27 protein-coding genes are annotated in these 25,779 nt (G+C 60.2%); 14 read left to right on the top strand and 13 right to left on the bottom strand.

Annotated elements, in window-relative coordinates; all coding sequences use genetic code 11:
* Both ABFB52_RS25375 and ABFB52_RS25370 read left to right on the top strand, forming a co-directional pair.
* A complete protein-coding gene (locus ABFB52_RS25375; RefSeq protein WP_102686340.1) occupies nt 1-816 on the top strand; it encodes a sugar phosphate isomerase/epimerase in 816 nt (271 codons plus the stop codon).
* A 66-nt stretch (nt 817-882) separates the two neighbouring features.
* Nucleotides 883-1,761 (top strand): DMT family transporter, encoded by an 879-nt coding sequence (locus ABFB52_RS25370; protein ID WP_007958785.1) that lies wholly within the window; start codon nt 883-885, stop codon nt 1,759-1,761.
* A 60-nt stretch (nt 1,762-1,821) separates the two neighbouring features.
* Here the strand turns inward: ABFB52_RS25370 and ABFB52_RS25365 are convergent, their stop codons facing one another.
* Nucleotides 1,822-3,159, bottom strand: coding sequence for an MFS transporter (locus ABFB52_RS25365; protein ID WP_064599596.1), 1,338 nt, complete (start codon nt 3,157-3,159; stop codon nt 1,822-1,824).
* A gap of 273 nt (nt 3,160-3,432) precedes the next feature.
* Here ABFB52_RS25365 and quiC point away from each other — a divergent pair, with 273 nt between their 5' ends.
* Entirely contained in the window at nt 3,433-5,334 is a 1,902-nt protein-coding gene (gene quiC, locus ABFB52_RS25360) for a 3-dehydroshikimate dehydratase QuiC (RefSeq protein WP_129972798.1), read from the top strand.
* Nucleotides 5,335-5,436: 102 nt separating this feature from the next.
* Nucleotides 5,437-6,114: a TetR/AcrR family transcriptional regulator gene (locus tag ABFB52_RS25355; RefSeq protein WP_085747685.1), complete on the top strand. Its 678-nt coding sequence runs from the start codon at nt 5,437-5,439 to the stop codon at nt 6,112-6,114.
* 33 nt (nt 6,115-6,147) lie between these two features.
* Here ABFB52_RS25355 and ABFB52_RS25350 read toward each other — a convergent pair whose 3' ends face one another.
* The 3 genes from ABFB52_RS25350 to ABFB52_RS25340 form a co-directional block, all read right to left on the bottom strand.
* Nucleotides 6,148-7,002, bottom strand: a complete 855-nt coding sequence (locus tag ABFB52_RS25350; protein WP_129972799.1) for a shikimate dehydrogenase — start codon at nt 7,000-7,002, stop codon at nt 6,148-6,150.
* Nucleotides 6,999-7,448, bottom strand: coding sequence for a type II 3-dehydroquinate dehydratase (gene aroQ, locus ABFB52_RS25345; RefSeq protein ID WP_064382130.1), 450 nt, complete (start codon nt 7,446-7,448; stop codon nt 6,999-7,001). Before aroQ ends, ABFB52_RS25350 begins: the two co-directional genes overlap by 4 nt.
* Nucleotides 7,449-7,589: 141 nt before the next feature.
* Nucleotides 7,590-8,501 carry a LysR family transcriptional regulator gene (locus ABFB52_RS25340; protein ID WP_129972800.1) on the bottom strand — a complete coding sequence of 304 codons (912 nt, stop codon included), beginning with the start codon at nt 8,499-8,501 and terminating at the stop codon, nt 7,590-7,592.
* A gap of 203 nt (nt 8,502-8,704) precedes the next feature.
* Between ABFB52_RS25340 and ABFB52_RS25335 the strand changes: the two genes are divergently transcribed.
* The gene (locus ABFB52_RS25335) at nt 8,705-9,133 is read left to right on the top strand and encodes a DUF4160 domain-containing protein (RefSeq protein WP_085747688.1); all 429 of its coding nucleotides are present in this window, start codon (nt 8,705-8,707) and stop codon (nt 9,131-9,133) included.
* Nucleotides 9,130-9,576 (top strand): hypothetical protein, encoded by a 447-nt coding sequence (locus ABFB52_RS25330; protein ID WP_129972801.1) that lies wholly within the window; start codon nt 9,130-9,132, stop codon nt 9,574-9,576. The genes ABFB52_RS25335 and ABFB52_RS25330 overlap by 4 nt, the downstream gene beginning before the upstream one ends.
* Before the next feature lie 55 nt (nt 9,577-9,631).
* On the opposite strand, the gene trmA is transcribed toward ABFB52_RS25330, so the two are convergent.
* Both trmA and ABFB52_RS25320 read right to left on the bottom strand, forming a co-directional pair.
* Nucleotides 9,632-10,711, bottom strand: coding sequence for a tRNA (uridine(54)-C5)-methyltransferase TrmA (gene trmA, locus ABFB52_RS25325; RefSeq protein WP_129972802.1), 1,080 nt, complete (start codon nt 10,709-10,711; stop codon nt 9,632-9,634).
* Nucleotides 10,708-12,003 carry an NCS2 family permease gene (locus ABFB52_RS25320; protein WP_011336038.1) on the bottom strand — a complete coding sequence of 432 codons (1,296 nt, stop codon included), beginning with the start codon at nt 12,001-12,003 and terminating at the stop codon, nt 10,708-10,710. Before ABFB52_RS25320 ends, trmA begins: the two co-directional genes overlap by 4 nt.
* Nucleotides 12,004-12,223: 220 nt before the next feature.
* Here ABFB52_RS25320 and ABFB52_RS25315 point away from each other — a divergent pair, with 220 nt between their 5' ends.
* Together ABFB52_RS25315 and ABFB52_RS25310 are read left to right on the top strand one after the other, a co-directional pair.
* Complete coding sequence (locus tag ABFB52_RS25315; RefSeq protein WP_085747691.1) at nt 12,224-12,673, top strand: DUF4879 domain-containing protein; 450 nt, start codon at nt 12,224-12,226, stop codon at nt 12,671-12,673.
* A gap of 67 nt (nt 12,674-12,740) precedes the next feature.
* Nucleotides 12,741-13,292 (top strand): DJ-1 family glyoxalase III, encoded by a 552-nt coding sequence (locus ABFB52_RS25310; RefSeq protein WP_085747765.1) that lies wholly within the window; start codon nt 12,741-12,743, stop codon nt 13,290-13,292.
* A 5-nt stretch (nt 13,293-13,297) separates the two neighbouring features.
* On the opposite strand, the gene ABFB52_RS25305 is transcribed toward ABFB52_RS25310, so the two are convergent.
* The 3 genes from ABFB52_RS25305 to ABFB52_RS25295 all read right to left on the bottom strand — a co-directional run bounded on the left by ABFB52_RS25305 (nt 13,298) and on the right by ABFB52_RS25295 (nt 15,223).
* Nucleotides 13,298-13,585: a HigA family addiction module antitoxin gene (locus ABFB52_RS25305; protein WP_085747692.1), complete on the bottom strand. Its 288-nt coding sequence runs from the start codon at nt 13,583-13,585 to the stop codon at nt 13,298-13,300.
* A 14-nt stretch (nt 13,586-13,599) separates the two neighbouring features.
* Nucleotides 13,600-13,878: a type II toxin-antitoxin system RelE/ParE family toxin gene (locus ABFB52_RS25300; RefSeq protein WP_085747693.1), complete on the bottom strand. Its 279-nt coding sequence runs from the start codon at nt 13,876-13,878 to the stop codon at nt 13,600-13,602.
* Between the two features lie 106 nt (nt 13,879-13,984).
* Complete coding sequence (locus ABFB52_RS25295; protein WP_102686334.1) at nt 13,985-15,223, bottom strand: MFS transporter; 1,239 nt, start codon at nt 15,221-15,223, stop codon at nt 13,985-13,987.
* A gap of 400 nt (nt 15,224-15,623) precedes the next feature.
* Here ABFB52_RS25295 and ABFB52_RS25290 point away from each other — a divergent pair, with 400 nt between their 5' ends.
* The 3 genes from ABFB52_RS25290 (at nt 15,624) to ABFB52_RS25280 (ending at nt 18,316) form a co-directional block, all read left to right on the top strand.
* Nucleotides 15,624-17,060 carry a cytochrome ubiquinol oxidase subunit I gene (locus ABFB52_RS25290; RefSeq protein ID WP_007950994.1) on the top strand — a complete coding sequence of 479 codons (1,437 nt, stop codon included), beginning with the start codon at nt 15,624-15,626 and terminating at the stop codon, nt 17,058-17,060.
* Nucleotides 17,061-17,063: 3 nt separating this feature from the next.
* On the top strand, nt 17,064-18,071 hold the full coding sequence (cydB, locus tag ABFB52_RS25285; protein WP_085747696.1) for a cytochrome d ubiquinol oxidase subunit II: 1,008 nt from the start codon (nt 17,064-17,066) through the stop codon (nt 18,069-18,071).
* A 77-nt stretch (nt 18,072-18,148) separates the two neighbouring features.
* On the top strand, nt 18,149-18,316 hold the full coding sequence (locus tag ABFB52_RS25280; protein ID WP_007950992.1) for a DUF2474 domain-containing protein: 168 nt from the start codon (nt 18,149-18,151) through the stop codon (nt 18,314-18,316).
* A 70-nt stretch (nt 18,317-18,386) separates the two neighbouring features.
* Here the strand turns inward: ABFB52_RS25280 and ABFB52_RS25275 are convergent, their stop codons facing one another.
* The gene (locus ABFB52_RS25275; protein ID WP_129972803.1) at nt 18,387-19,511 is read right to left on the bottom strand and encodes a class I SAM-dependent methyltransferase; all 1,125 of its coding nucleotides are present in this window, start codon (nt 19,509-19,511) and stop codon (nt 18,387-18,389) included.
* A 175-nt stretch (nt 19,512-19,686) separates the two neighbouring features.
* Complete coding sequence (locus ABFB52_RS25270) at nt 19,687-20,394, bottom strand: autoinducer binding domain-containing protein (protein WP_085747698.1); 708 nt, start codon at nt 20,392-20,394, stop codon at nt 19,687-19,689.
* 305 nt (nt 20,395-20,699) lie between these two features.
* On the opposite strand from ABFB52_RS25270, the gene ABFB52_RS25265 reads away from it, so the two are divergent.
* Nucleotides 20,700-21,476, top strand: coding sequence for a ferredoxin--NADP reductase (locus ABFB52_RS25265; RefSeq protein ID WP_085747699.1), 777 nt, complete (start codon nt 20,700-20,702; stop codon nt 21,474-21,476).
* A gap of 32 nt (nt 21,477-21,508) precedes the next feature.
* Here ABFB52_RS25265 and mscL read toward each other — a convergent pair whose 3' ends face one another.
* Nucleotides 21,509-21,922, bottom strand: coding sequence for a large-conductance mechanosensitive channel protein MscL (gene mscL / locus ABFB52_RS25260; RefSeq protein WP_085608712.1), 414 nt, complete (start codon nt 21,920-21,922; stop codon nt 21,509-21,511).
* 285 nt (nt 21,923-22,207) lie between these two features.
* Here mscL and katB point away from each other — a divergent pair, with 285 nt between their 5' ends.
* Together katB and radA are read left to right on the top strand one after the other, a co-directional pair.
* A complete protein-coding gene (gene katB, locus ABFB52_RS25255; RefSeq protein WP_085747700.1) occupies nt 22,208-23,746 on the top strand; it encodes a catalase KatB in 1,539 nt (512 codons plus the stop codon).
* A gap of 143 nt (nt 23,747-23,889) precedes the next feature.
* Nucleotides 23,890-25,257 carry a DNA repair protein RadA gene (gene radA, locus ABFB52_RS25250; protein WP_007950985.1) on the top strand — a complete coding sequence of 456 codons (1,368 nt, stop codon included), beginning with the start codon at nt 23,890-23,892 and terminating at the stop codon, nt 25,255-25,257.
* On the opposite strand, the gene ABFB52_RS25245 is transcribed toward radA, so the two are convergent.
* Entirely contained in the window at nt 25,258-25,626 is a 369-nt protein-coding gene (locus tag ABFB52_RS25245) for a PilZ domain-containing protein (RefSeq protein WP_085608710.1), read from the bottom strand. It abuts the gene before it with no gap.
* Between the last annotated feature and the right edge of the window lie 153 nt (nt 25,627-25,779).

Here is a 25,779-nt window from a genome sequence, read left to right as displayed (position 1 = left end):
ATGAATGAACGAATTCTGTCCCTCGCCAGCCTGACCGTGCTGGAGTTGTCGCCACCCGAGATGGTCGAGGTCGCGGCCCGTGCCGGTTACAGCCATGTCGGCCTGCGTCTGGAGCCGGCGACGCCCGAGGAATATCACTTTCCATTGGTAGCCGATGGCGATTTGCGGCGTCAGACACTGGCGCGTTTGCGTGACACCGGAATCGGCGTGCTCGACGTGGAAATCCTGCGTTTGAAACCGCAGACGGTGGTTGCGGATTTCGAACAACTGCTTAGCGTCGGCGCGGAGTTCGGTGCCAGTGAATTGCTGGTCGCCGGTAACGATCCTGACGAACAGCGGCTCACCGATAATTTCGCGGCACTCTGCGATCTGGCGGCGCCCTACGGTTTGCATCCGCATCTGGAGTTCATGCCATGGACCGATGCGCGCAATCTCGAACAGGCGTTGCGCATCGTCGACAAGGCCGGGCGCGAAAACGGGGCGGTACTGGTCGATGCGTTTCACTTCGACCGTTCCGGATCGCGGCTGGAGGATCTGGACGGTGTGCCGCCCTCGCGGCTGCGCTATGCACAGTTGTGCGATGTTGCCGGGCCGAGGCCGACGGACATGGCCGAGATCTTGCGTCAGGCCCGCAATGAACGACGGTTTCCCGGCGAGGGCGATTGTGACTTGATCGGTTTGTTGCGCAGTCTTCCGGCTAACCTTCCCCTGAGTCTGGAAATTCCCACGGTCAAATTGCTGGAGCAAGGCGTGAGTGGTTTACAGCGGGCGCAAATGGCGATCGACCGGACACGGGAATTGTTGGCCCGGCTATAAGTCTGCTTCAAGGGGCGAGGGCGCACGCGTCCTCGTCACCGTTTATTTTTCATTCAGAGAGAGCCCATGACCGTCAGCACTCCGCTTTCCGGCGTCAACCAACCCTTCAAGGGGATCTTGCTGATTGTCGTGGCAACCTTCCTGTTCTCCAGCCACGACGCGCTGTCGAAATACCTTTCGGGTTTTTATCCGATCGTGATGGTGGTGTGGGCGCGGTATCTGGTGCACACGCTGCTGATGGCGGGGATTTTCCTGCCGCAGTCCGGGCTGCGCGTGCTGCGCACCAAACGTCCGTTGTGGCAGTTGGCGCGGGCGTTGTGCCTGTTGGGCACCAGCCTGTTTTTCACCACAGCGTTGCTGTACATCCCGCTGGCCGAGGCCACGGCGGTCAACTTTCTTGCTCCGGTGCTGGTGACGGCGCTGTCGGTACCGCTGCTCAAGGAACGGGTGACGCGCGGTCAGTGGATCGCGGTGGTGTGCGGGTTCATCGGTGTGCTGATCATCGTCCATCCGGGCGGTGACTTGTTCACCCCGGCGATTCTGTTGCCGTTCTGCTCGGCGCTGTTTTTCTGCTTCTATCAGTTGCTCACCCGCAAGCTCGCGGAAATCGACAGCCCGACCACCAGCAACTTTTTCGCCGGGTTGTGCAACACGCTGGTGATGAGTGCGCTGGTGCCGTTCTTCTGGCAGGTGCCGAGTCTGGGGCATGCCTTGTTGATGCTGGCGCTGGGCAGTTGCGGAATGACCGCGCACCTGTTTCTGACCCAGGCGTTCCGCCATGCCGCGCCGGCGTTGCTGGCGCCGTTCGGTTATTGCCAGATTGTGTTTGCGGGGTTGTTGGGCTGGTTGCTGTTTGCTCACACGCCGACCCTGATGACGGTGATCGGGATTGCGGTGATCTGTTGCAGCGGGCTGGCGGCAGCGTGGCAGCAGAGCCGGCGCTGAAGACGTGACCGGCCTGAGATCAGGCCGGTCAGTGCAGGAAGGCTACTTAGTATTGAAGGGCTACTCGGTAACGGTAGGAATCTTGCGCGGTGCCATGAAGTACATCCAGGTCAGCGCGATGAAGTACATCGCCGGAATCAGGGTGAACAGCACGGTGTAGTTGTTATTGGTGACGGTCAGGATGTGGCCGACGATCTGGGTCATGAACATCCCGCCGATCGCCGCGCACATGCCGCCGAAACCGAACACCGTGCTCATCATGTGCTTGGGCGTGTAGTCCATCACCAGGCTCCAGATGTTGGCGGTCCAGGCCTGATGCGCGCCGATGGCCAGAGAGATGGCGGCAACCGCGATCCACAGGTTGGCGGAGCCGGCGGCCATCACCACGCCGATGATGCAGCAGGCGAACAGGAACATCGACAGCAGCCGCGCCTTGATCGAGTTCATGCCGCGACCGATCAGGAACGAAGACAGAATCCCGCCGCCCACGCTGCCGAAGTCGGCGGTGACGTAGATGATGATCAGCGGAATGCCCATCTGGGTAACGTTGATGCCCAGGTTGTATTGCTGATTGAGAAACGGCGGCAGCCAGTACAGGTAGAACCAGAACACCGGCGCGGTCAGCGAGTAGGCGAGGGCGAAGGCCCAGGTACCGCGCATGCGCAGGATCTTCGAGAACGGCACGCGGGCCTGTTCCGGTTCGACTTCTTTCTGGATGTATTCCAGCTCCGACTGCTTAACGTTTGGGTGATCTTCCGGGTTGAAATACTTCAGGCCCCAGAACAGCAGCCAGATCCCCCCCAGCGCCGACATGCACAGGAACGCAGCCTGCCAGCCCCACACGTGAAGGATCAGCGGCAGCAGCATCGGGGTGAACATCGCACCGACGTTGGTGCCGGCGTTGAAGATGCCGGTGGCCACGGCGCGCTCGCCGGCCGGGAACCACAGGCGTGTGGTCTTCACACAAGCCGGGTAGTTCGCCGCTTCAGTCAGGCCGAGGATGAACCGGCAGACCATGAAGCCCACCGCCGAGGTCGCCAGACCGTGGGCACCGGTGGCCAGGCTCCAGAGCAGCACCGCGCAGAAGAACACGCGCTTGACGCCGACCCGGTCGATCAGTCGTCCTTGCAGCACGAAGCCGATCGCGTAGCCGACCTGAAACCAGAAGTTGATGTTGGCGTAGTCCATCGCCGTCCAGCTCATTTCCTTGGCAAGGATCGGCTGCATGACGCCGAGGGCGGCACGGTCGATGTAATTGAGGGTGGTGGCGAAAAACACCAGCGCCAGCATGCCCCAACGGGTCTTGCCGACGGCCATGGCGCCGCGGATCTTGTCGCCGATGCCACCCGTGGCAGTGCTCATGGCCGGAGCCATGCGGGAAGTCTGTGAAGGAATCATGTGTTCCACCCGTTTTTGGATTTGTTATTTGGTGTGCTTTTCTTGTGCACGCTGCGACCGGTGGTTCAGTTCCGGACTCAAGGTGAGACGGATGTTGGGCAGTGGACGAAAAATCGTCAATTCGCCAAACCGGCATTCTGTTCGATAATCGCACGCAAAACTAACCGGGTAGTACAGTTTAAATTGCTCAATGAAAAACCGGGACCAATAATTCGCTCACCCTATAAAAGCGGCGCAATTTTCGTAGCCGACGTCTCCACCGGGAGTTGAAACATGCAGCGATCCATTGCCACCGTCTCCTTGAGCGGAACCCTGCCGGAAAAACTCGAAGCCATTGCCGCCGCCGGGTTCGACGGAGTGGAGATTTTCGAAAACGATCTTCTGTATTACGACGGCAGCCCCCGGGAAATCCGGCAGATGTGCGCCGACCTCGGAATCGCCATCACCCTGTTCCAGCCGTTCCGCGATTTCGAAGGCTGCCGCCGCGATCGTCTGGACCGCAACCTGGAGCGGGCCGAGCGCAAGTTCGACCTGATGCAGGAACTGGGCACCGACCTGGTGCTGGTCTGCAGCAACGCCTCCCCCGACAGTCTCGGCGATCAACAAATCCTCATCGACGACCTGCGCCTGCTGGCCGAGCGCGCCGGCGCCCGTGGCCTGCGTATCGGTTATGAAGCGCTGGCCTGGGGCCGTCACGTCAATACTTATCAACAGGTCTGGGACATCGTGCGTCAGGCCGATCACCCGGCCCTCGGCGTGTTGCTCGACAGCTTCCACACCTTGTCGCTCAAGGGCGATCCACGGGCGATTGCCGAGATTCCCGGCGACAAGATTTTCTTCGTGCAAATGGCCGACGCGCCGATCCTGGCGATGGACGTGCTGGAGTGGAGCCGGCATTTCCGCTGCTTCCCGGGGCAGGGCGAATTCGATCTGCCGGGTTTCCTCGCACCGATCATCCAGAGTGGTTACACCGGACCGCTGTCGCTGGAAATCTTCAACGACGGCTTCCGCGCCGCACCGCCTCGGGCCAATGCGGCCGACGGTCTGCGTTCGCTGCTGTACCTGGAGGAGAAAACCCGCCAGCGTCTGGAGCAGGACATCCGTCCTGTGGATAACCGCGAAATCCTCTTCGAAACGCCGAAGGCCAGCGAGTACAACGGCATCGAGTTTCTTGAGTTCGCCGTGGATGAAAGCCTCGGGGCCAAGCTGTCGAACTGGCTGGAGCGGCTGGGTTTTGTCAAGGCCGGTCAGCATCGTTCCAAGAGCGTCAGCCTGTTGCGTCAGGGCGATATCAACCTGATCCTCAACTCGGAACCCTATTCGTTCGGCCACAGCTTTTTCGAGGCCCACGGCCCGTCGCTGTGCGCCACCGCCGTGCGGGTCAAGGACAGCGCCAGCGCGCTGGCCCGGGCGGTCGCCTATAAAGGTCAGCCGTATCGCGGACTGGTCGGCCCCAACGAGCTGGAACTGGCGGCGGTGCGTGCGCCGGACGGCAGCCTGATTTATCTGGTGGATCAGGACGCGGATGTTTACGGCACCGACTTCAATCTGCTGCCGGATGCTGTTGCGCGGGGCGGCCTCAAGCGCATCGACCACATGGCCATGGCGCTGCCGGCAGACAGCCTCGACAGCTGGGTGCTGTTCTACAAGAGCCTGCTGGATTTCGAGGCCGATGACGAAGTGGTGCTGCCCGATCCGTATGGCTTGGTGAAGAGTCGCGCGCTGCGTAGCCGCGACAGTTCGATCCGTCTGCCGCTGAACATTTCCGAGAACCGCAACACCGCGATCTCACACGCGCTGTCGAGTTATCGCGGCTCCGGGGTGCATCACATCGCCTTCGATTGCGACGATATCTTCGCCGAAGTCAGCCGGGCGAAAGAGGCGGGCGTGCCGCTGCTGGATATCCCCCTCAACTATTACGACGACCTGGCGGCGCGCTTCGATTTCGATGACGAATTCCTCAGCGAACTGGCGTACTACAACGTGCTGTACGACCGCGATGCGCAGGGTGGCGAGTTGTTTCACGTCTATACCGAGCCGTTCGAAGGGCGTTTCTTCTTCGAGATCATCCAGCGCAAGAACGGTTACGCCGGTTATGGCGCGGCCAACGTCGCGGTGCGGCTGGCGGCGATGGCCAAATCACGCAGTGGCGCGATTCGCCAGGCGAAGTTGTAGGAAATTCGTAAACGCGGGATTAAACACGGGTCGCGCGGCTTCCTTCACTGGGGCGCGCGGCCCATAATCGCCAGCCTGTGCAGTGATGGCCGTGAGCCCGCAATGACGATGACTTCAGAACTTTCCGCAGCCTCCGATCTACCCGCGGTAGAGCCGCGCAAAAGTCGCAAGAACAACCCGGAAAAGACCCGCGAGAATATCCTGCAGGAGGCGATCGTCGAGTTCGTCCAGCAGGGTCTGTCCGGCGCTCGCGTCGACGCGATCGCCGAGCGCATCCACACCTCCAAGCGCATGATCTATTACTACTTCGGCAGCAAGGAGCAGTTGTACGTCGAGGTGCTGGAGAAGCTCTACGGCGATATCCGCAACACCGAGAACCGTCTGCACCTGGCCGAACTGCCGCCGGTGGAAGCGATCCGGCGTCTGGTGGAGTTCACTTTCGATCACCACGATCGCAACGTCGATTTCGTGCGGATCGTCAGCATCGAAAACATCCACAACGCCGAGTACGTGAAGCGTTCCGACGCGATCAAGGCGATGAACAACACCATCCTCGATTCCCTGGGCGAGATTCTGCGTCGCGGTGCTGAAGAGGGCGTGTTCCGCGCCGGGCTCGACGCGCTGGACGTGCATCTGCTGATCAGTTCGTTCTGCTTCTATCGCGTATCGAACCGCCACACGTTCGGTGAGATCTTTCAGATCGACCTGCCGGACGAAAGCATCAAGCAGCGTCATCGCGAGATGATTTGCGAGTCGGTGCTGCGCTACTTGCAGGCGTGACCGAAGTCGAGGGGGCGTCGCCCCCTCACGGTTTTATCCCTTCATGCTTTGAAAATGCGCGAGCATTCGCTGCGCATCCGGCACTCTGCCGCTGAACAGTTCAAACGCTTTCACCGCCTGAAACACCGCCATGTTGCCGCCGTCCAGGGTTCGGCAACCCAAGGCGCGGGCGTTGCGCAGCAGTTCGGTTTCCAGTGGGAAATACACGATCTCCGCTACCCACAACTCGGATCGCAGCAACGCCGCCGGCACGGGCATGCCCGGTAATTTGGCCATGCCCATCGGCGTGGTGTTTACCAGGCCATTCGCCTGACTCAGTGTGCTCGCCAGATCATGCCCGGCAACCGCCCGGCCAGCGCCGAAATGCTGGTTGAGGTTGTTGGCCAGGCTTTCGGCGCGCTCTACGTCCACATCAAAAATGCTCAGTTGCTGTACGCCTTCGCTCAATAAGGCGTGGGCCACCGCCGCGCCTGCACCACCGGCGCCCATCTGGACCACACGTTCGCGGGCAACGTCTGGCAGGCCGCGACGAAAACCCTCTGCGAAACCCAGGCAATCGGTGTTGTGGCCGACGCGTTTGCCGTCCTTCAGCACCACCGTGTTCACGGCACCGATGCCCCGGGCTTCCGGGGATAGTTCATCGAGCAGCGGAATGATTGCCTGCTTGCACGGGAAGGTGATGTTCAGCCCGGTGTAATTCATGCGTTCTGCGGCCAGCAGCAGATCGGGCAGGGCGTTGCTGTCCAGTTGCAGTTGATCGAGATCGATCAGCCGGTACAGATAGCGCAGGCCCTGTTCGTCACCTTCGTGTTCATGCAGCGCCGGGGTGCGGGAGGCCTGGATGCCGGCGCCGATCAGCCCGGCGAGTATCACGTTGTTGCGATTCATGCGGATCGCCCCTTCAGCCGCTGGCTGAAATGTTCCAGGGCCAGGCGATAACCGTGGCTGCCGAAGCCGCACATCACGGCCGTGGCGATGGCCGAGACGAACGAGTGATGACGGAACGGCTCGCGGGCATGGACGTTGGACAGGTGCACTTCGATCACCGGCAATTCGCTGGCGACCAGGGCGTCGCGGATCGCTACCGAAGTGTGAGTCCAGGCGGCCGGGTTGATGACGATGCCGGCGCAGCGCTGGCGGGCGCCGTGAATCCAGTCGAGCAATTCGCCTTCGTGGTTGGTCTGGCGAAACTCCACGGCCAGGCCGAACTCTTCGGCGGCGCGCCCGCACAGGGCTGAGATGTCGGCCAGGGTTTCGTGACCGTAGGTCGCCGGTTCACGGGTGCCGAGCAGGTTCAGGTTCGGGCCGTTGAGCACCAGAACGATAGGGGGCATGGGGGCAAACTCCACTTATTGTTTTTGGCTTGGGCCGAGGGTTTCGACCTGTGGAGTTAAATTGTACTAGATGGTTACTTTAATCAATTGCTCTGCATCGACAGCCCGGTTTTGTGTGCGGTGATCGCACACTGGTGCAATTCAGTGCGGCAACTGCTCGACCAGAAAATCGATGAAAGCCCTGACCCGCAGCGGCATGTGGCGATTCTGCGGGTACAGCAGCGTGAACGGCCGGGAGCGTCCGCTGTAGGGTTTGAGCACTTCTATCAGCGAGCCGTCGGCCAGTTCCTTTTCCACAATGAAGCGATAGGTCTGGAACAACCCGGCACCGTGCCTGGCCAGGGTCACGCCACCGAGCACATCGTCTGAACAGCAGAAATTGCCCTCGGCGAGGATTTCCCGTGGCGCGTCTTCGTCGTAAAACAGCCAGGTGATCCGCCGCCCACTGCTGGGTAATTCGTACTGAATGCACTCGTGCTGTTCGAGGTCTTCGAGTGTCTGCGGCGTGCCGGCGCGTTTGAGGTAATCGGGGCTGGCCACCATCACCAGCGCCGCATCTTCCAGATGGCGGGCGATCAGGCCGGAATCGGGAATCGCCCGCACGCGGATCGCCATGTCGTAGCCCTCGCCGACGAAGTCGATGTTGCGGTTGCTGATGTGCATGTCAACTTTCACCTGCGGGAAGCGCGCACGAAAGGCCGGCAGCAGCGGCAGGATCCGATGATGGGCGTAGGTCGTAGGAATACTGATACGCAAGGTGCCGGACGGTTCCTGCTGCTGGCCCATGACTTCCCGCTGCGCCTCGACCAGTTGCGCCAGCGCCTGACGGCATTCTTCGTAGTAGCGCCGGCCGCTGTCGGTCAGTTTCACGCTGCGGGTGGTGCGTGCAAACAGCCGCACGCCCAGGCGTTCTTCCATGCGTGATACCGAGCGGCTCACCGCTGCCGGCGTCACCGAAGCCGCCTGCGCCGCGCCGGTGAAACTGCCGCACTCGGCGGCCAGGCAAAACAACTCGATGCTGCCCAGCTGAAGATCGTCGAAGTGTCGCTGCATGATTGATTACACCGGGGAATGAGTCTTCGTATGTAGCAAATGCGCGGCGGCTGCGAAAGAACTGCTTACCATTTTGCCCGCGGCTTTTTCGGCTCCCGCACTAGGCTCGAAAGGTAACGGCCACAGCAGGCGTTGGCGCCGATGGTCGGATTTGCCAGGGAATGGCAAGTGTTGAAACGTTTAAACCTAACGGATGGGTTAGCATGAAGGTATGCAGTTACAAAGGACTGTCAGTGGTGATCATGTTGCGTGACGAACATTGTCCGCCCCACGCACATGTAGATGCAGGCGCCTGGAGCGCCCGCTTCAAATTCAGTTTCTGGCACAACGGCGTCGAACTGTGGGATGTGGTGCCGTTGTCGCATCGACCGCCGGTCAGTCTGCTTGAAGGGCTGCGCCAGTCGCTGCGCGAAACCGATCATCTGCGGCGGGCCCGCTGGATCTGGTGGACTCGATTGCGCACCGCTTGTCTCGACAATCAGTGGTGGGACGGACAGTCGAATCAGGTGGCGGTGCTGCGGGAGGTCACCAGCACGAGTTTCAGGATCGGATCTGCGTATTACGAGCCAGAGGTCAACAAAACCCTGTTGGCCCTGGTCGGCGCTCACGAAGGAGTGGAAATAGAACTATGAAAACAGTCAAAGCCGCCTTGCACGCGGATCGGCCCGTCACGGAAAAACGTCTGGACGAAGCCGTCGACCGTGGCGGCGTGCGCCGACGCAGCAGCCTGCAAGCCGTGTCGGTGGCCTTTCAGAAACCATGCCTGGTGATTCACTTCGAGGACAACAGCGGCGTGTTGCTGCCAGTGAATCTCTACCGGGAATTCGATGATTTCGAACCGAAAGACTTCAGCGGATTGAACGTCGGCTTTGCCGGCACCGCGCTGTGCCATGATGGCAAGGATCTGCAGGTTTCCATCGCCGGCATGATCTCGGCCAGTCAACCATTGATGGCCATGGCCGCCTCGGTGATCGCTTCGCGCAATGGCCGCCAGAGCAGCACCGCGAAAGCCGAAGCTGCCCGGGCCAACGGCAGGAAGGGCGGGCGCCCGCGCAAGATCGATCCCGTGCCATGAACAGGCACAAAAAAGCCGTCGGTGAGGACGGCTTTCTTGTTTCTGGCACTTGCGATCAACGTCGGGTCAGCAGCACGCCGGATTCCATGTGGTGAGTCCACGGGAACTGGTCGAACAGCGCACAGCGCGTGATGCGGTGCGTGTCGTGCAGCTGGGCGATGTTGGCCGCCAGGGTCTCGGGGTTGCAGGAGATGTACAGGATGTTGTCGAAGCGACGGGTCAGTTCGCAGGTGTCCGGGTCCATGCCGGCCCGTGGCGGGTCGACGAACACGCTGCCGAACTCGTAGCTTTTCAGGTCGATGCCGTGCAGGCGACGGAACGGGCGAACTTCGTTCAGGGCTTCGGTCAGCTCTTCGGCGGACAGGCGCACCAGAGTCACGTTATCCACAGCGTTTTCGGCCAGGTTGCTCAACGCGGCGTTGACCGAGGTCTTGCTGATTTCGGTGGCCAGCACTTTGCGCACGCGGGTCGCCAGCGGCAGGGTGAAGTTGCCATTGCCGCAGTACAGCTCCAGCAGATCGTCGCTGCGATCGCCCAGTGCTTCGTATGCCCAGTTGAGCATCTTCTGGTTCACGGTGCCGTTGGGTTGGGTGAACGCGCCTTCCGGTTGGCGATAGCTGAATGTGCGACCGCCAACGTCGAGTTTCTCGACCACGTAATCGAGGCCGAGCACTTCGCGCTTGCCCTTGGAGCGACCGATGATGCTGACGCCCAGATCCGCCGCCAGTTTGGTCGCCGCCGCATGCCAGTGCTCGTCCAGCGGACGGTGATAGCACAGGGTGATCATCGCGCCGCCGGCCAAGGTGGTCAGAAACTCCACCTGAAACAGCTTGTGGCTCAGCGCCGCGCTGGCCTGCCAGGCAGCCTTCAATTGCGGCATCAACTGGTTGATGCGCAGGCTGGCGATCGGGAATTCCTCGATCAGGATCGGCGTGCGCTTGTCGTCCTGAGAAAACATCGCGTAGTGCCGCTCACCGCCCTCGCGCCACAGGCGGAATTCGGCGCGCAGGCGGAAGTTCTGCAAAGGCGAGTCGAACACCGTTGGCTCCGGTGCATCGAACGGGGCCAGCAGGTCACGCAGGCGCGTGACTTTGTCTTCGAGTTGTGCGGCGTAGGCCTGGGAATCAAAAGTCATGCGTTGAACCAACCCAGCTTGATCACGAACAGAATCGACAGGATCACCAGCGCCGGGTTCAGCTCACGGGCGCGGCCGGACAGCAGTTTGATTGCAGTCCAGGCGATGAAGCCGAAGGCGATGCCGTTGGCGATGGAATAGGTGAAAGGCATCGCCAGGGCGGTGACCACGACCGGCGCGGCGACGGTGATGTCTTCCCAGTCTATTTCCGCCAGGCCCGAAGTCATCAGCACGGCGACGAACAGCAGCGCTGGTGCGGTGGCGAAGGCCGGTACGCTGGAGGCCAGTGGCGAGAAGAACAGCGCCAGCAGGAACAGGATTGCGACGACGATGGCGGTCAGGCCGGTGCGGCCGCCGGCACTCACGCCCGCAGCGGATTCGATGTAGCTGGTGGTGGTCGAGGTGCCCAGCAGCGAACCGGCCATCGCCGCCGTACTGTCGGCGATCAGTGCACGGCCCATTTTCGGCATGTGGCCGTCCTTGCCCATCAGGCCGGCGCGCTTGGCGACGCCGATCAGGGTGCCGGAGTTGTCGAACAGGTCAACGAACAGGAAGGCGAAGATCACGCTGACCAGGCCGATGTCCAGCGCGCCCTTGATGTCCAGTTGCAGGAAGGTCGGGGCCAGCGAAGGTGGCATCGAGGTCACGCCGCCGAACGGGGTGAAGCCCATCACGATGGAAACGATGGTCACCGCGAGAATGCCGATCAGCACTGCGCCACGCACTTTCAGGGCTTCAAGGGCAACGATCAGGGCGAAACCGAGAGTGGCGAGGATCGGGGCCGGTTGTTTCAGGTCGCCGAGGCCAACCATGGTCGCCGGGTTACTGACCACGATGCCGGCGTTGTGCAGGGCGATCAGCGCCAGGAACAGGCCGATACCGGCGGCAATTGCCGAGCGCAGCGGCAGCGGGATGCTGTTGATGATCCATTCACGGATGCGGAAGATCGACAGCAGGAAGAAGCACACGGCGGAAATGAACACCGCGCCCAGCGCCACTTGCCAGGTGTGGCCCATGTGCAGCACGACGGTGTAGGTAAAGAAGGCGTTCAGACCCATGCCCGGTGCGAGAGCGATCGGGTAGTTGGCGATCAGGCCCATGACCGTGGAGCCGATGGCGGCTGCCAGGCACGTGGCGACGAACACCGCGCCTTTGTCCATGCCGGTCTCGCCGAGGATGCTCGGGTTGACGAACAGAATGTAGGCCATGGCCAGGAAGGTCGTGACGCCCGCGAGAATCTCGGTCCGCACGTTGGTGTTGTGTGCCTTGAGTTGAAACAGCCTTTCCAGCATGTCTGCTCCCCGTGGCGCGCGTGGCGCCGTGAATGTATCGACCTCAACAGCAAAGCACAGACCGTCGCAAGCGCCTGGAAAATTGTGGTGGGCCGGAAAAAGCCGCGCATCATACCAGCAGCGTGAGGAAGATGGCGGATGTTGGTGTCGATCGTCGGCGAAGTTTTGCACCACGGCCAACTACGCCATACTGCGCGCTGTTTTTTCGGGGATGGATCGCATGAACAAGGGTTGGATGAAGACCGCTGGACTGATGGCCTTGTGGCTGGCCGGTACACCGATGGTACTCGCGGCGTCGGCACCGCCATTGAGCGAGGTGAAAGTCATCAAGGTTCAGTCGTCGTCCTGCGGGCTCGAAGACATTACCGATGGCCAGGTGCAGACCCGTTGCGATCACAGCGCGCCGGGCATCAAGGTCTATGTGCTGGAAATCGGCTACGGCCAGAGCCAGCCTCAGGCTGCACTGGACGGCTTTGAAGTGAACGGCACCCGGAGTCCGGTCTGTGCCTTCGATAACGGCAACCTGACCGAATGCACGCCGGGCGCGAAAACCGTCGGTTCGCTGTACACCTTCGATCTGGCGACTCGTCAGGAAGGCACCTTTACCTTCAGCAACACCTCGATCAACGCCCCGCGCAACACGATGTCGACCCAGCTTTACATCAAGTAACGGCTGTCGCCGAACAGGGCAGGGCAAAGCTGACTACGCTTTAAAGATCACCCAGCGGATGGCGCCCATGACCTTTAGAGCCCTGATTACCCTCGCCGAGGGCATCGATGATCTGCAATGCGTGACCCTGATCGACGTGCTGCGCCGCGCCGGCATCGAAGTGGTGGCGGCCAGCATCGAGGGCCGGCGCATGCTGACCTGCGCCCGAGGCACGCGACTGACCGCCGACGGCATGCTCATTGATGTGCTGGCCCAGACCTTCGACCTGATTGTCTTGCCCGGCGGTGCGGTCGGCGCACAACACCTTGCCGCGCACCAGCCTCTGCAACAACTGCTAAAGGATCAGGCCAGTGCCGGACGACTGTTCGCCGCCATCGCCGAAGCCCCGGCCGTCGCCCTGCAAAGCTTCGGTGTATTACGTCAACGCCGGATGACCTGCCTGCCCGTCAGCAGTCATAACCTTTCCGGTTGCACATTTGTTGATCAACCGGTGGTGGTCGACGGTAATTGCATCACCGCCCAGGGCTCCGGCGCCGCGCTTGCGTTTGCGCTGACACTGGTCGAGCAACTGGCGGGCAAGGCCGCCAGAGCAAAGGTGGCGGGGGAGTTGCTGGCCTGAGAAGGTCAGGCGTGAGCAGCGATTGGTCGAATGGCTGGCTGCTCACGGTGCTCGGCTTGCCAAAGGTCGTAATCGGTTTGAACGCCTAGCCACATGCGAGCCTTGCCAATCCCCGCGCGTTCCAGTCGCACGGCCAGATCCGGGCTGATCGGCGCATGTCCGTGCAAAACGCGAGATAGATGAGGACGAGCGAATCCCAGATGCCGAGCCAATTCGGTAACGCTGATGCCAAGTTCCGGCAATACGTCCATCAGCAGTGTTTCACCGGGGTGTGGCGGGTTGTGCATGGGCATGAGCCTGCCTCCTGTCAGTGGTAATCCAGATAGTCGATCAGTTCGATATCCGAACCTGCAAATCGAAAGATAACCCGCCAGTTCCCGGACACACTGAGTGACCAGTACTCGCAAAGCTCCCCTTTCAGTGGATGCAGACGCCAACCGGGAAGGTCCAGATCCCCGGGAGCCGCTGCGCGATCCATGAACTGCAGCATGCGCGACAGCCGTTTAGCGTGATCGGCACGAATCCCGCGAGTCGAACCGGTTTCATAGAAGCCGCGAAGGCCTTTGTGCTGAAAGGATTTGATCATGCGGCGAGTGTAAGGCGATACATTACACTCAATGCGGTATCTATGTACCGCATCTTTTCGAGCTATTTGTGCTTGGGGGATGGCCCCGCTGGTGGAGCCGGTGTAGCTAGGCCTTCACCTCTTCCACTGGCACATGCATCCGGTCGCGGTTGGCCAGGGTCGGGAACAGTTTGATCCAGGTCCCGGTCACCACCAGTGTGCCGATACCGCCCATCACCACCGCCGGCACGGTGCCGAACCAGTGCGCGGTCAGGCCGGATTCGAATTCGCCCAACTGGTTCGAGGCGCCGATGAACAGGCCGTTCACCGCGCTGACCCGCCCGCGCATTTCGTCCGGGGTTTCCAGTTGCACGAACGAGGCGCGGATCACCATGCTGATCATGTCCGCCGCGCCCAGCACGACAAGTACCGCCAGGGAGAACCAGAACGAGGTCGACAGACCGAAGGCGATTGTGGCCACGCCGAACACGCCGACGGCAGTAAACATCACCCGACCGACGTTTCGCTCAACGGCAAACCGCGCCAGGAACAGCGACATCATCAACGCCCCGACCGCCGGCGCCGAGCGCAGCAGCCCCAGCCCCCACGGCCCGGTCAGCAGGATGTCCTTGGCGAACACCGGCAACAGCGCCGTGGCGCCGCCGAGCAGCACGGCGAACAGATCCAGCGAAATCGCCCCGAGAATGTCCGGGCGGCTGCGAATGAAACGAATCCCCGCCAGCAACGAATCCAGCGTCGCCTTGCCTTTGTTCAGCGGAGTTTGTCGCGCGGGCAGGTTGAGCATCAGCGTGCAGGCGATGACATACAGAATGACCGTCGGCCCGTAGACCCACACGCTGCCGAAGGCATAGAGCAGACCGCCGAGCGCCGGTGCGACGATGGTGGCCGATTGCTGTGCAGATTGTGCGGCGGCGACGGCACGCGGGAACAGCGCACTGGGCACGATGCTCGGCAGCAGTGCCTGGGTGGTCGGCATTTCGAAGGAGCGCGCGGCGCCGAGCAGGAACGCCAGGATAAAGATCATTTCCCGGGTGACATGGTCGGTGGCGCTGCCGATGGCCAGTGCCAGGGCAATCAGGGCCTGCAACGACTGGCAGATCGCCGCGACCTTGCGCCGATCGTAGCGATCGGCAACGTGGCCGGTGTGCAGCATGAACAATACGCGTGGAGCGAATTCCACCAGTCCGACCAGACCCAGGTCGAGCACGTTGCCGGTCAGTTGATAGAGATTCCAGCCGATCGCCACGGTAAGCATCTGAAAACCGCTGGCGGTGAAGATCCGGGCCAACCAGAACGCAAGAAAGGGGCGGTGATGACGTAACAGCAAGGGCTCTTGGCTGGGCATTTGCGGGCCGGTCTTGATCGAGGTGAACCGCGAGATTATCACCAGTCTGTAACAGGAAGTTGCTATGACAGAAAATTTAGTTAGCCAGACATCGATTTTGCCGCGGCCGGACACCGAACTCGGCCAAGGATGTATTTCAGGGCGTTGCCAAGGCTGTGAGGCAACTTGTCACGCGGCAAAAGACCACGCGGTTCCCCGTCGGAAATGGGACTACTCTTTTAACGTTGATTGATCCAGATCAAGACCCATTGCGGAACTGATCCGTGACCCGTTGGCAGACTCCCTGCGTCGCGATGCCTGTAAAAAGAAGAACGAATCCGAGTTCGCCGCACTCCATACCCGTGGGGGCAGTGGTCCAAGGCCGCCAGTCTTGGAACCGTTATCTGATAGAGGAAAGCTTATGTTCGGTTTAGAGGCCCTGGATCTCGCCCGAATTCAGTTCGCGTTCACCATCTCGTTCCACATCCTGTTCCCGGCGATCACCATCGGTCTTGCGAGCTATCTCGCGGTGCTGGAAGGCCTGTGGCTGAAAACCGGCAACGACACCTACCGTGACCTCTACCATTTCTGGTCGAAGATCTTTGCCGTCAACTTCGGCATGGGCGTGGTCTCGGGACTGGTCATGGCCTACCAGTTCGGCACCAACTGGAGTCGCTTCTCGGACTTCGCCGGTTCCGTCACCGGCCCGTTGCTGACGTATGAAGTGCTTACGGCGTTCTTCCTCGAAGCCGGTTTCCTTGGCGTGATGCTGTTCGGCTGGAACAAGGTCGGGCGCAAGCTGCACTTTTTCTCCACGGTAATGGTGGCCATTGGCACGCTGATTTCGACCTTCTGGATTCTCGCCTCCAACAGCTGGATGCAGACGCCGCAGGGCTTTGAAATCGTCAACGGTCAGGTCATTCCAACCGACTGGCTGGCAATCATCTTCAACCCGTCGTTCCCGTATCGCCTGATGCACATGGCGACGGCGGCGTTCGTCGCGACGGCTTTCTTCGTCGGCTCGTCGGCGGCCTGGCACTTGCTGCGCGGCAAGGACAATCCGGCGATTCGCACCATGCTGTCGATGGCGATGTGGATGGCGCTGATCGTTGCGCCGATTCAGGCAGTCATCGGTGACTTCCACGGCCTCAACACCCTCAAGCATCAGCCGGCGAAAATCGCCGCGATCGAAGGCCACTGGGAAAACCATGGCAACGAAGCGACGCCGCTGATCCTGTTCGGCTGGCCGGACATGAAGGAAGAGAGAACCAAATATGCGGTCGAGATCCCGTACCTCGGCAGCCTGATCCTGACGCACTCGCTGGACAAGCAAGTCCCGGCACTCAAGGAATTTCCACCGGAAGACCGGCCGAATTCGACCATCGTGTTCTGGTCGTTCCGGATCATGGTCGGCCTCGGCTTTCTGATGATCTTCACCGGCCTCTGGAGCCTGTGGCTGCGCAAGCGCGACACGCTCTACACCTCGCGGCCGTTCCTGTACCTGGCGTTGTGGATGGGGCCATCCGGTCTGATCGCAATCCTGGCGGGCTGGTTCACCACTGAAATCGGTCGTCAGCCATGGGTGGTCTACGGGCTGATGCGCACGGCGGATGCGTCGTCCAACCACAGTTTCATGCAGATGAGCATCACGCTGATCATGTTCGTGGTGGTGTATTTCGCGCTGTTCGGTGCGGGTCTGGGCTACATGATGCGTCTGGTGCGCAAAGGGCCGAAGACCGACGAAGGCAAGGAAACCAACGACGGTGGTCCTGGCCAGAAACGCACGCCGGCCCGTCCGTTGTCCGCTGCCGACGACGATGGCGCCGAACACGACCGCAGCCTGACCAAGGAGATTTGAGTCATGGGTATTGATCTTCCGCTGATCTGGGCCGTGATCATCATCTTCGGGATCATGATGTACGTGGTCATGGACGGTTTCGACCTGGGGATCGGGATTCTCTTCCCGTTCATCCCAGGCAAAGTCGACCGTGACGTGATGATGAACACCGTCGCCCCGGTATGGGACGGCAATGAAACCTGGCTGGTACTGGGCGGCGCTGCGTTGTTCGGTGCGTTCCCGCTGGCCTATTCGGTGGTGCTGTCGGCGCTGTACCTGCCGTTGATCTTCATGCTGATCGGGCTGATTTTCCGCGGCGTGGCGTTCGAGTTCCGCTTCAAGGCCAAGGACGACAAGCGTCACCTGTGGGACAAGGCGTTCATTGGTGGTTCGGTGGCCGCGACGTTCTTCCAGGGTGTGGCACTTGGTGCGTTCATCGACGGCTTGCCCGTGGTCAACCGGCAATACGCCGGCGGCTCACTGGACTGGCTGACGCCGTTCACGCTGTTCTGCGGCGCCGCGCTGGTGGTGGCGTATGCCTTGCTCGGCTGTACCTGGCTGATCATGAAGACCGAAGGCAAGCTTCAGGAACAGATGCATGACCTGGCGCGTCCTCTGGCCTTCGTGCTGTTGGCGGTGATCGGTGTCGTCAGTCTGTGGACGCCGCTGGCCCATCCGGAAATTGCGACGCGCTGGTTCAGCATGCCGAATCTGTTCTGGTTCATGCCGGTGCCGATTCTGGTGCTGGTGACGATGTACGGTCTGATTCGCGCGGTGGCACGTAATGCCAACTACATGCCGTTCCTGCTGACCTTGGTGCTGATCTTCCTCGGCTACAGCGGTCTGGGCATCAGCCTGTGGCCGAACATCGTGCCGCCGTCGATCTCGATCTGGGACGCCGCCGCACCGCCGCAAAGCCAAGGCTTCATGCTGGTGGGCACGCTGTTCATCATCCCGTTCATCCTGGGTTACACCTTCTGGAGCTACTACGTGTTCCGCGGCAAGGTGACCCACGAAGACGGTTATCACTAAGCAAAAACCTGTGGGAGCGAGCTTGCTCGCGATGGCGTCGGGAGCGGCGCCATCCATCTTGAAGAGGTTTAAAGAAAATGACTGGCAAACATTCCCTGCACGACATTGAAGAAGCCGAAAAAAAGCCGCTGTGGCAGCGGCTCGGCTGGTTGGCCATGATCTGGGTCGGCAGCGTCGGTGCTTTGTTCATCGTCGCCAGCCTGATGCGCATGTTCATGAACGCCGCAGGTCTGACCACGCACTGAGACTTCCCATCCCGCTGCCTTGCGGCACGGATTTTTGACCCTCCGACCGGAGGGTTTTTTTTTGCCCGGATTATTTGCGCGCCTTGAGGATCACGAACTTCGGCGTAGCCGCGACTTGCTCGACACCGCGGAACAGTCGCGCCAGTTTGCTGTGATAGCCCAGGTGACGGTTGCCGACGATGTACAGCGCGCCACCTACCACCAGCGCTTCGCGGGCCTGCTGGAACATGCGCCAGGCAAGGAAATCGCCGACCACCTGTTGCTGGTGGAATGGCGGGTTGCACAAGACTACGTCCAGCGATTGCGCTTCCTGGCCGGCCAGACCGTCGCCGGCGCGCACGATCACTTCACGTTCACCCAGCGCCGCGCGCCAGTTTTCGGCCGCCGATTGCACGGCCATGAACGATTCATCCAACAGCGTGTAATGCGCGTCGGGGTTTTGCAGGGCGCTGGCGATGGCCAGTACGCCGTTGCCGCAGCCGAGGTCTGCGACTCGTGCCGAACCGAGGTTTTTCGGCAGGTGCGGAAGGAAGGCGCGGGTGCCGATGTCCAGCCCTTCACGGCAGAACACGTTCGCGTGGTTGAGCAGTTCGATGGCTGGCTCGTCGAGGCGATAGCGGGTCGGGTAGGGCGAGACGGCGGGTGTCTTGGCCTCGGGCGTGGCGATCAGCAATCGGGCCTTTTTCACAGCCAGCGAAGCCTGAACCGGGCCGATGTAGCGTTCCAGCAGGTCACCTGCGGCACGAGGCAAATGCTTGACCATCGCCGCTGCTACCACCTGAGCGCCGGGTGCCAATTGACCCTGCAAGCGAATCAGTTGTTCTTCCAGGAGTGCCAGGGTTTTCGGGATGCGGATCAGCACCCGGTCGAACGGCCCGGCCAAGGGCTCGCTGGCGGGAATACCGCGCAGCGCATCGAATGCCTGACCGTTACGCAGCAGGTTCTTTTCCAGCCCCTGAAACGCCAGGAACGAATCACCGCTGGTGCTGACCTGCACCTTGCCCGAGAGGCTGATGGCCAATGCGCCGAAACTGTCGTTGAGCACCAATACTCGGGTATTCGCCGGCAGATTCTGTTCGGCCAGATGATTGAGCAGGTATTCGTCGGCCGCATCGAAGGCTTGCAGCGGTTCGTTCTGCTGTTCGGGCTGGCGGATCAGATCAAGCTGGGCGAAGGGCGTATCGAGCAAAGGCATGGGGCGGGGACTCTGGGTAATCGACGGATGTCCCGCGGCCCAGGGTGTCGTGCGGCGGAACCGACCGAGTGGACAGCGGCGTGAATGCTCACGACATCACTCAGGAAGGCTGCAAATGGTACGTTTTTTTTGTTGGTAATACTCGTCTGATTTCAGTGCAGTGGAAGAGGGCGGCCTAGAGATATCCGGCCTTGGCGGCGGCGATGACGGCTGACATCTTGTTGCAGGCGTTGAATTTGGTGATCAGGTTCTTGGTGTGATAGTTCACGGTGCTTTCAGCGATACTCAGGATCCGGCCGATTTCCCAGGATGTTTTGCCAAGGGCGCACAGCCTTACGATTTCAAGCTCTCGAGTGGACAATCGCACAGGCGGAGGCTTGGCCAGCGTTGCCGGGCAGGCAATGAGGAACAACTCACACAAATGCTGCAAGACGTATTGCAATACGCCGTACTCGTTGTACAGCTCCAGGGCAAAAATTTCGCAGTGGGTTCGGGCCAGGCTGATTGTACAGCACAAGTCATTTTTCTCATCGTGATATGACTGCGACCAACCATGTTCCATCCCGTGATTTTGAAGCGCACTCCACATCAGCGGAGCCTTCGAGAAGGCTTTCCTGCTCCAGAGAAACGGCAGCATGGAGCGATCGCAATAGGCTGTTATCGGGTCGTCCTTTGCGTAAGTTTTTTCGTATTCGTCGTTCCACGCCGTTGTGAAGTTATTGATATGGAACGCGTTGAATGACGGGAAGCCAGGCCGGGAAACTTTAATGCCGCAAAACTGAAAGCCGAGGTTCCTGGCAAACGTGCTCAGAATCGGAAATGCATTCTCGATTTCCTTCGCGCGCGTGATCTGTTCTATCTGGTACTCCTTCCACCTTTCCATTTGAGTGTTCTCCAAAATAATAATCCGCGGGGGGCGCCGTATTGGATCCAATGTGGTGGCACGGATTCGAGTGTAGGACGCTTCCTACAAAAGTGTTTGGATTTTTTTGTTCTTGGTAAGTGCTCCTATTTGGAATATCTCTGAACAAGTCTTTATATGTGGGAGATCATTTAAATAATTCTGACTTCAGGTTGACTATTTTAGAGTTTTAAAACTAGTGGCACTTTGAGATTCCATCACAAACTATCGGTGTTTCATCGTGCAATTATGCGTAACAATCGAATTATTGTTGATGGAGTGAACCGATGACCGCCAGCAGCGAAAAATTCAGCCGCCAGACATTACTCGATGTGCAACCGCTGACCCCGAACCTGTTCACCCTGCGTACCACGCGGGATGCCGGTTTCCGCTTCCGCGCCGGGCAATTCGCGCGGATTGGCGTGACGCGCCCGGACGGCAGTACGGTGTGGCGCGCCTACTCGATGGTGTCTTCGCCGTTCGATGAGTTTCTCGAATTTTTTTCCATCGTAGTGCCGGGCGGTGAGTTCACCAGCGAACTGAGCCGGCTGAAAGCAGGGGATACCTTGCTGATCGAGCGTCAGGCCTTTGGTTATCTGACGCTGGACCGTTTTGTCGATGGTCGGGATCTCTGGCTGCTATCCACAGGTACGGGGGTGGCACCGTTTCTTTCGATCCTGCAGGACTTCGAGGTCTGGGAAAAGTTTGAGCGAATCATCCTGGTCTACAGCGTGCGGGAGGCTCGGGAACTGGCTTATCAACCGCTGATTGCCGAGCTGACTCAGCGTGACTACCTGGCTGAATATGCGCATAAATTCCAGTTCATTCCGGTGGTCACCCGCGAGCCTTATGCCGGCGCCCTCAACGGACGCATCACGACGCTGATCGAGAATGGCGAGCTGGAGAGGATGGCAGGCGTCGAGCTGACCCCGGAGCATTCGCGGGTCATGCTCTGCGGTAATCCGCAGATGATCGACGACACCCGGGCCTTGCTCAAGCAACGCGGCATGGCCTTGAGTCTGACCCGGCGCCCGGGACAGGTGGCGGTGGAAAACTACTGGTAAGAAAACGGCGCCCTCAGGCGCCGTTTCAATCTTCAAGGCCGGTTGTTCTGGGCCTTGAGCAGATCGCGGATCTCGCCCAGCAGTTCTTCTTCCTTGGTCGGTACCGGCGGCAAGGTAGGCGCCACGGCTTCTTCGCGCTTGAGGCGGTTGATGGCTTTGACGCCCATGAAAATCGCGAAGGCGACGATCACGAAGTCAAGAACGCTCTGGATGAATTTGCCGTAGGCCAGCACCACCGCAGGGGCAGTGCCCTCGGCAGCTTTCAGCGTGATGGCAAGGTCACTGAAGTCCACGCCGCCGATCAGAAGGCCGATGGGCGGCATGATCACGTCGCCGACAAACGACGAAACGATTTTGCCGAAGGCCGCGCCGATGATGATACCGACGGCCATGTCGACCACATTGCCTTTGACCGCGAAGGCCTTGAACTCGCTGAGCACGCCCATAGTTATTTCCTTGTTACAGATGAGTTTGGTGTACGCAGTGTAAATCAGCATAACGCGTCCTGCGCGTAACACCTTCTTACAAAGCCTGTTTTTATCGACACACCATTTCGCAATTAGTTTGCAAAGTGCCACTAATCGCGCGCGGAATACGCCTCAAGCCGCTGATTCCGAAGAAAAAATATTCAATCACGGCGTTGTGATCTTTCTATTTAGGTTTGGCGAATCGAGCTTCTAGCCTCTGTCTGGCGCACCTGGATGCGCCTCAAAAAAACAGAGGAACCTGAAATGAATTCCACACTTGGCTCAGGGATTACTCCCCGTCGCACCGTTGGTGTATTGGCCGCCAGCCTGTTGACCCTTTCCGTGAATGCCGCGCCGCTGACCCGTGACAACGGTGCGGCGGTCGGCGACAACCAGAACTCGCAAACCGCCGGCGCCAACGGCCCGGTACTGTTGCAGGACGTGCAACTGATCCAGAAGCTGCAACGCTTCGACCGCGAGCGCATTCCCGAACGCGTTGTGCATGCCCGAGGCACTGGTGCCCATGGTACGTTCACTGCGACCAACGATCTGAGCGATCTGAGCAAGGCCAAGGTGTTTACCACCGGCCAGGTCACGCCGGTGTTCGTGCGTTTCTCGGCGGTGGTTCACGGCAACCATTCCCCGGAAACCCTGCGTGACCCACGGGGTTTCGCGACCAAGTTCTACACCGCCGATGGCAACTGGGATCTGGTGGGCAATAACTTCCCGACGTTTTTCATCCGCGATGCGATCAAGTTCCCGGACATGGTGCATGCCTTCAAGCCCGATCCTCGCACCAACCTTGACGATGACTCGCGCCGCTTCGACTTCTTCTCTCATGTACCGGAAGCCACCCGTACTTTGACTGAGCTGTATTCCAACTCGGGAACCCCGGCCAGTTATCGGGAGATGGACGGCAATAGTGTGCACGCCTACAAGTTGGTCAATGCCAAAGGCGAAGTCCATTACGTGAAGTTTCACTGGAAAAGTTTGCAAGGCATCAAGAATCTCGATCCGCAACAAGTTGTGCAAGTTCAGGGCCGGGATTACAGTCACATGACTCACGATTTAGTAACAAATATTAACAAAGGTAACTTTCCCAAGTGGGACTTGTACATCCAGGTCTTGAATCCGCAAGATTTGTCCAAGTTTGATTTCGATCCTCTTGATGCAACCAAGATCTGGCCAGGTGTTCCGGAGCGAAAAGTTGGACAAATGGTCTTGAACCGCAATCCTGCTAATGTTTTCCAGGAAACCGAACAAGTGGCCATGGCTCCATCGAATGTGGTGCCAGGTATCGAGCCCTCGGAGGACCGTCTGCTGCAAGGCCGGATATTTGCCTATGCCGACACCCAGATGTATCGCCTTGGCGCCAACGCCCTGCAATTGCCGATCAATGCCGCCAAAACCGCCGTCAACAATGGCAATCAGGATGGCGCGATGAATGCCGGTGCGAGCACCTCGGGCATCAACTATGAGCCAAGCCGTCTGCAGCCGCGTGAAGAGACCCCGGCTGCGCGATACAGCCAGACCGCGCTGCAGGGCAGCACGCAACAGGCGAAGATCCAGCGCGAACAGAACTTCAAACAGGCCGGTGATCTGTATCGCTCGTTCAGCAAGAAGGAACGCCAGGATCTGATCGAAAGCTTTGGCGGTTCGCTGGCGGGCGCCGATGACGAGAGCAAGCACATCATGCTGTCCTTCCTTTATAAGGCGGATCCGGAGTACGGCGCCGGTGTGACCAAAGTGGCCAAGGGTGACCTGGATCGGGTCAAGGCCTTGGCCGCCAAACTGGTCGACTGACAGCGACCCTTTCAAGCCCCGGCAATTGCCGGGGACTGACCGGCAGCAGCGCCGTGCGTCTGGCCCGCGGAGAAATCCGTCCCGACGCGCCGCGCTGATCGACGATGGCTGCGTTATCATCGCGGTTTTTGCCGGGGGTTCAGATGGCCAAGGCCAAGCGCATGTATGGCTGCACCGAGTGCGGCGCAACCTTTCCCAAGTGGGCCGGGCAGTGCGGCGAATGCGGCGCCTGGAACACCCTGACCGAAACCATGGTCGAGAGCGGCGGTGCCGCCGCCCCGAGCGGGCGCACCGGCTGGGCCGGACAGCAGGCCCAGATCAAGACCCTGGCCGAAGTCAGCATCGAAGAGATTCCGCGTTTTTCCACAGCCTCCGGCGAGCTCGACCGAGTGCTCGGCGGTGGTCTGGTGGACGGCTCGGTGGTGCTGATCGGCGGCGATCCCGGCATCGGCAAATCGACGATCCTCTTGCAGACCCTGTGCAACCTCGCCAAGAGCATGCCGGCGCTGTACGTCACCGGCGAAGAGTCCCAGCAACAGGTCGCCATGCGCGCACGCCGCCTGGGCCTGCCGCAGGATCAACTGCGGGTCATGACCGAAACCTGCATCGAAACCATCATCGCCACCGCCCGTCAGGAAAAACCCAAGGTGATGGTGATCGACTCGATCCAGACGATCTTCACCGAGCAACTGCAGTCGGCACCGGGTGGCGTGTCCCAGGTGCGCGAGAGTGCGGCGTTGCTGGTGCGTTACGCCAAGCAAAGCGGTACGGCGATTTTTCTGGTCGGCCACGTGACCAAGGAAGGTGCGCTGGCAGGGCCTCGCGTGCTGGAGCACATGGTCGATACCGTGCTGTATTTCGAGGGCGAGTCCGACGGGCGATTGCGCCTGCTGCGGGCGGTGAAGAACCGTTTCGGCGCGGTCAACGAACTCGGCGTGTTCGGCATGACCGACAAGGGCCTGAAAGAAGTCTCCAACCCTTCGGCGATTTTTCTCACCCGCGCTCAGGAAGAAGTCCCGGGCAGCGTGGTGATGGCAACGTGGGAAGGCACCCGGCCGATGCTGGTGGAAGTCCAGGCGCTGGTGGATGACAGTCATCTGGCCAACCCGCGTCGGGTCACGCTGGGTCTGGATCAGAATCGTCTGGCGATGTTGCTGGCGGTGCTGCACCGTCACGGCGGCATTCCGACCCACGATCAGGACGTGTTCCTCAACGTGGTCGGCGGGGTGAAGGTGCTGGAAACTGCGTCCGACCTGGCGTTGATGGCGGCCGTCATGTCGAGCCTGCGTAACCGGCCGTTGCCCCATGACTTGTTGGTGTTCGGCGAAGTCGGCCTGTCCGGCGAAGTGCGCCCGGTGCCGAGCGGTCAGGAGCGATTGAAGGAAGCCGCCAAGCACGGCTTCAAGCGCGCGATCGTGCCCAAGGGCAATGCGCCGAAGGAAGCTCCGCCAGGGTTGCAGATCATTGCGGTGACACGACTGGAGCAGGCGCTGGACTCGTTGTTCGAGTGATCAGACGTCAATCAGCGCCGCGAGCTCGCGTTCCAGTTCGGTTTCGTCGGCCAGATTGAGTTCGATCAGGCGACGCAGGCGCTGAATCGACTCCAGGCTGATATGCCGACACACGAAACCGAGCTGGCCGTGATCTTCATGAGCCAGTTGCACATCCATCTCGATGTGTACGTCCTCGCTCAGATGAATATCGACGAAAAAATCCTGCTCGGAATTGCCCAGCCAGGGCTCGGGCCGCTCGATCAACAGCCCCTTGAGCGACAGATCGATCAGCTTCACCGGCCAGATGTACTCGCCCTGGCTCAATTCGGTTCGGGCATCGAACGCGATACGTTTGAAGCGGCGACGCTCGGACGGGTGCTCGCTCATGGCGCAATCCTCAGGAAGGTCAGCTGACTATAGACCCGACCGGCGGGGTGTTGCCAACGAATGGACTGTCTAGACCAATGTCGGGGTATGGCCTTTGCCGCCAACAGCGCTAAACTCGGGGTGGCTGTCTTTCTTGTCCACCCTGGCTGGAAT

It is taken from the genome of Pseudomonas sp. 9.2(2024) (genome assembly GCF_039695385.1).
In the GTDB taxonomy this organism is placed as follows: domain Bacteria; phylum Pseudomonadota; class Gammaproteobacteria; order Pseudomonadales; family Pseudomonadaceae; genus Aquipseudomonas; species Aquipseudomonas paraglycinae.
The sequence above is the reverse complement of the archived record's forward strand: the minus strand, read 5'-3'. Positions and strand labels throughout refer to the sequence as shown.

Excerpts from the sequence above, each read along its gene's own strand:
- ABFB52_RS25375 (WP_102686340.1), top strand. The coding sequence starts at position 1 with ATGAATGAACGAATTCTGTCCCTCGCCAGCCTGACCGTGCTGGAGTTG.
- ABFB52_RS25370 (WP_007958785.1), top strand. The coding sequence starts at position 883 with ATGACCGTCAGCACTCCGCTTTCCGGCGTCAACCAACCCTTCAAGGGG.
- ABFB52_RS25365 (WP_064599596.1), bottom strand. The coding sequence starts at position 3,159 with ATGATTCCTTCACAGACTTCCCGCATGGCTCCGGCCATGAGCACTGCC.
- quiC (WP_129972798.1), top strand. The coding sequence starts at position 3,433 with ATGCAGCGATCCATTGCCACCGTCTCCTTGAGCGGAACCCTGCCGGAA.
- ABFB52_RS25355 (WP_085747685.1), top strand. The coding sequence starts at position 5,437 with ATGACGATGACTTCAGAACTTTCCGCAGCCTCCGATCTACCCGCGGTA.
- ABFB52_RS25350 (WP_129972799.1), bottom strand. The coding sequence starts at position 7,002 with ATGAATCGCAACAACGTGATACTCGCCGGGCTGATCGGCGCCGGCATC.
- aroQ (WP_064382130.1), bottom strand. The coding sequence starts at position 7,448 with ATGCCCCCTATCGTTCTGGTGCTCAACGGCCCGAACCTGAACCTGCTC.
- ABFB52_RS25340 (WP_129972800.1), bottom strand. The coding sequence starts at position 8,501 with ATGCAGCGACACTTCGACGATCTTCAGCTGGGCAGCATCGAGTTGTTT.
- ABFB52_RS25335 (WP_085747688.1), top strand. The coding sequence starts at position 8,705 with ATGAAGGTATGCAGTTACAAAGGACTGTCAGTGGTGATCATGTTGCGT.
- ABFB52_RS25330 (WP_129972801.1), top strand. The coding sequence starts at position 9,130 with ATGAAAACAGTCAAAGCCGCCTTGCACGCGGATCGGCCCGTCACGGAA.
- trmA (WP_129972802.1), bottom strand. The coding sequence starts at position 10,711 with ATGACTTTTGATTCCCAGGCCTACGCCGCACAACTCGAAGACAAAGTC.
- ABFB52_RS25320 (WP_011336038.1), bottom strand. The coding sequence starts at position 12,003 with ATGCTGGAAAGGCTGTTTCAACTCAAGGCACACAACACCAACGTGCGG.
- ABFB52_RS25315 (WP_085747691.1), top strand. The coding sequence starts at position 12,224 with ATGAACAAGGGTTGGATGAAGACCGCTGGACTGATGGCCTTGTGGCTG.
- ABFB52_RS25310 (WP_085747765.1), top strand. The coding sequence starts at position 12,741 with ATGACCTTTAGAGCCCTGATTACCCTCGCCGAGGGCATCGATGATCTG.
- ABFB52_RS25305 (WP_085747692.1), bottom strand. The coding sequence starts at position 13,585 with ATGCCCATGCACAACCCGCCACACCCCGGTGAAACACTGCTGATGGAC.
- ABFB52_RS25300 (WP_085747693.1), bottom strand. The coding sequence starts at position 13,878 with ATGATCAAATCCTTTCAGCACAAAGGCCTTCGCGGCTTCTATGAAACC.
- ABFB52_RS25295 (WP_102686334.1), bottom strand. The coding sequence starts at position 15,223 with ATGCCCAGCCAAGAGCCCTTGCTGTTACGTCATCACCGCCCCTTTCTT.
- ABFB52_RS25290 (WP_007950994.1), top strand. The coding sequence starts at position 15,624 with ATGTTCGGTTTAGAGGCCCTGGATCTCGCCCGAATTCAGTTCGCGTTC.
- cydB (WP_085747696.1), top strand. The coding sequence starts at position 17,064 with ATGGGTATTGATCTTCCGCTGATCTGGGCCGTGATCATCATCTTCGGG.
- ABFB52_RS25280 (WP_007950992.1), top strand. The coding sequence starts at position 18,149 with ATGACTGGCAAACATTCCCTGCACGACATTGAAGAAGCCGAAAAAAAG.
- ABFB52_RS25275 (WP_129972803.1), bottom strand. The coding sequence starts at position 19,511 with ATGCCTTTGCTCGATACGCCCTTCGCCCAGCTTGATCTGATCCGCCAG.
- ABFB52_RS25270 (WP_085747698.1), bottom strand. The coding sequence starts at position 20,394 with ATGGAAAGGTGGAAGGAGTACCAGATAGAACAGATCACGCGCGCGAAG.
- ABFB52_RS25265 (WP_085747699.1), top strand. The coding sequence starts at position 20,700 with ATGACCGCCAGCAGCGAAAAATTCAGCCGCCAGACATTACTCGATGTG.
- mscL (WP_085608712.1), bottom strand. The coding sequence starts at position 21,922 with ATGGGCGTGCTCAGCGAGTTCAAGGCCTTCGCGGTCAAAGGCAATGTG.
- katB (WP_085747700.1), top strand. The coding sequence starts at position 22,208 with ATGAATTCCACACTTGGCTCAGGGATTACTCCCCGTCGCACCGTTGGT.
- radA (WP_007950985.1), top strand. The coding sequence starts at position 23,890 with ATGGCCAAGGCCAAGCGCATGTATGGCTGCACCGAGTGCGGCGCAACC.
- ABFB52_RS25245 (WP_085608710.1), bottom strand. The coding sequence starts at position 25,626 with ATGAGCGAGCACCCGTCCGAGCGTCGCCGCTTCAAACGTATCGCGTTC.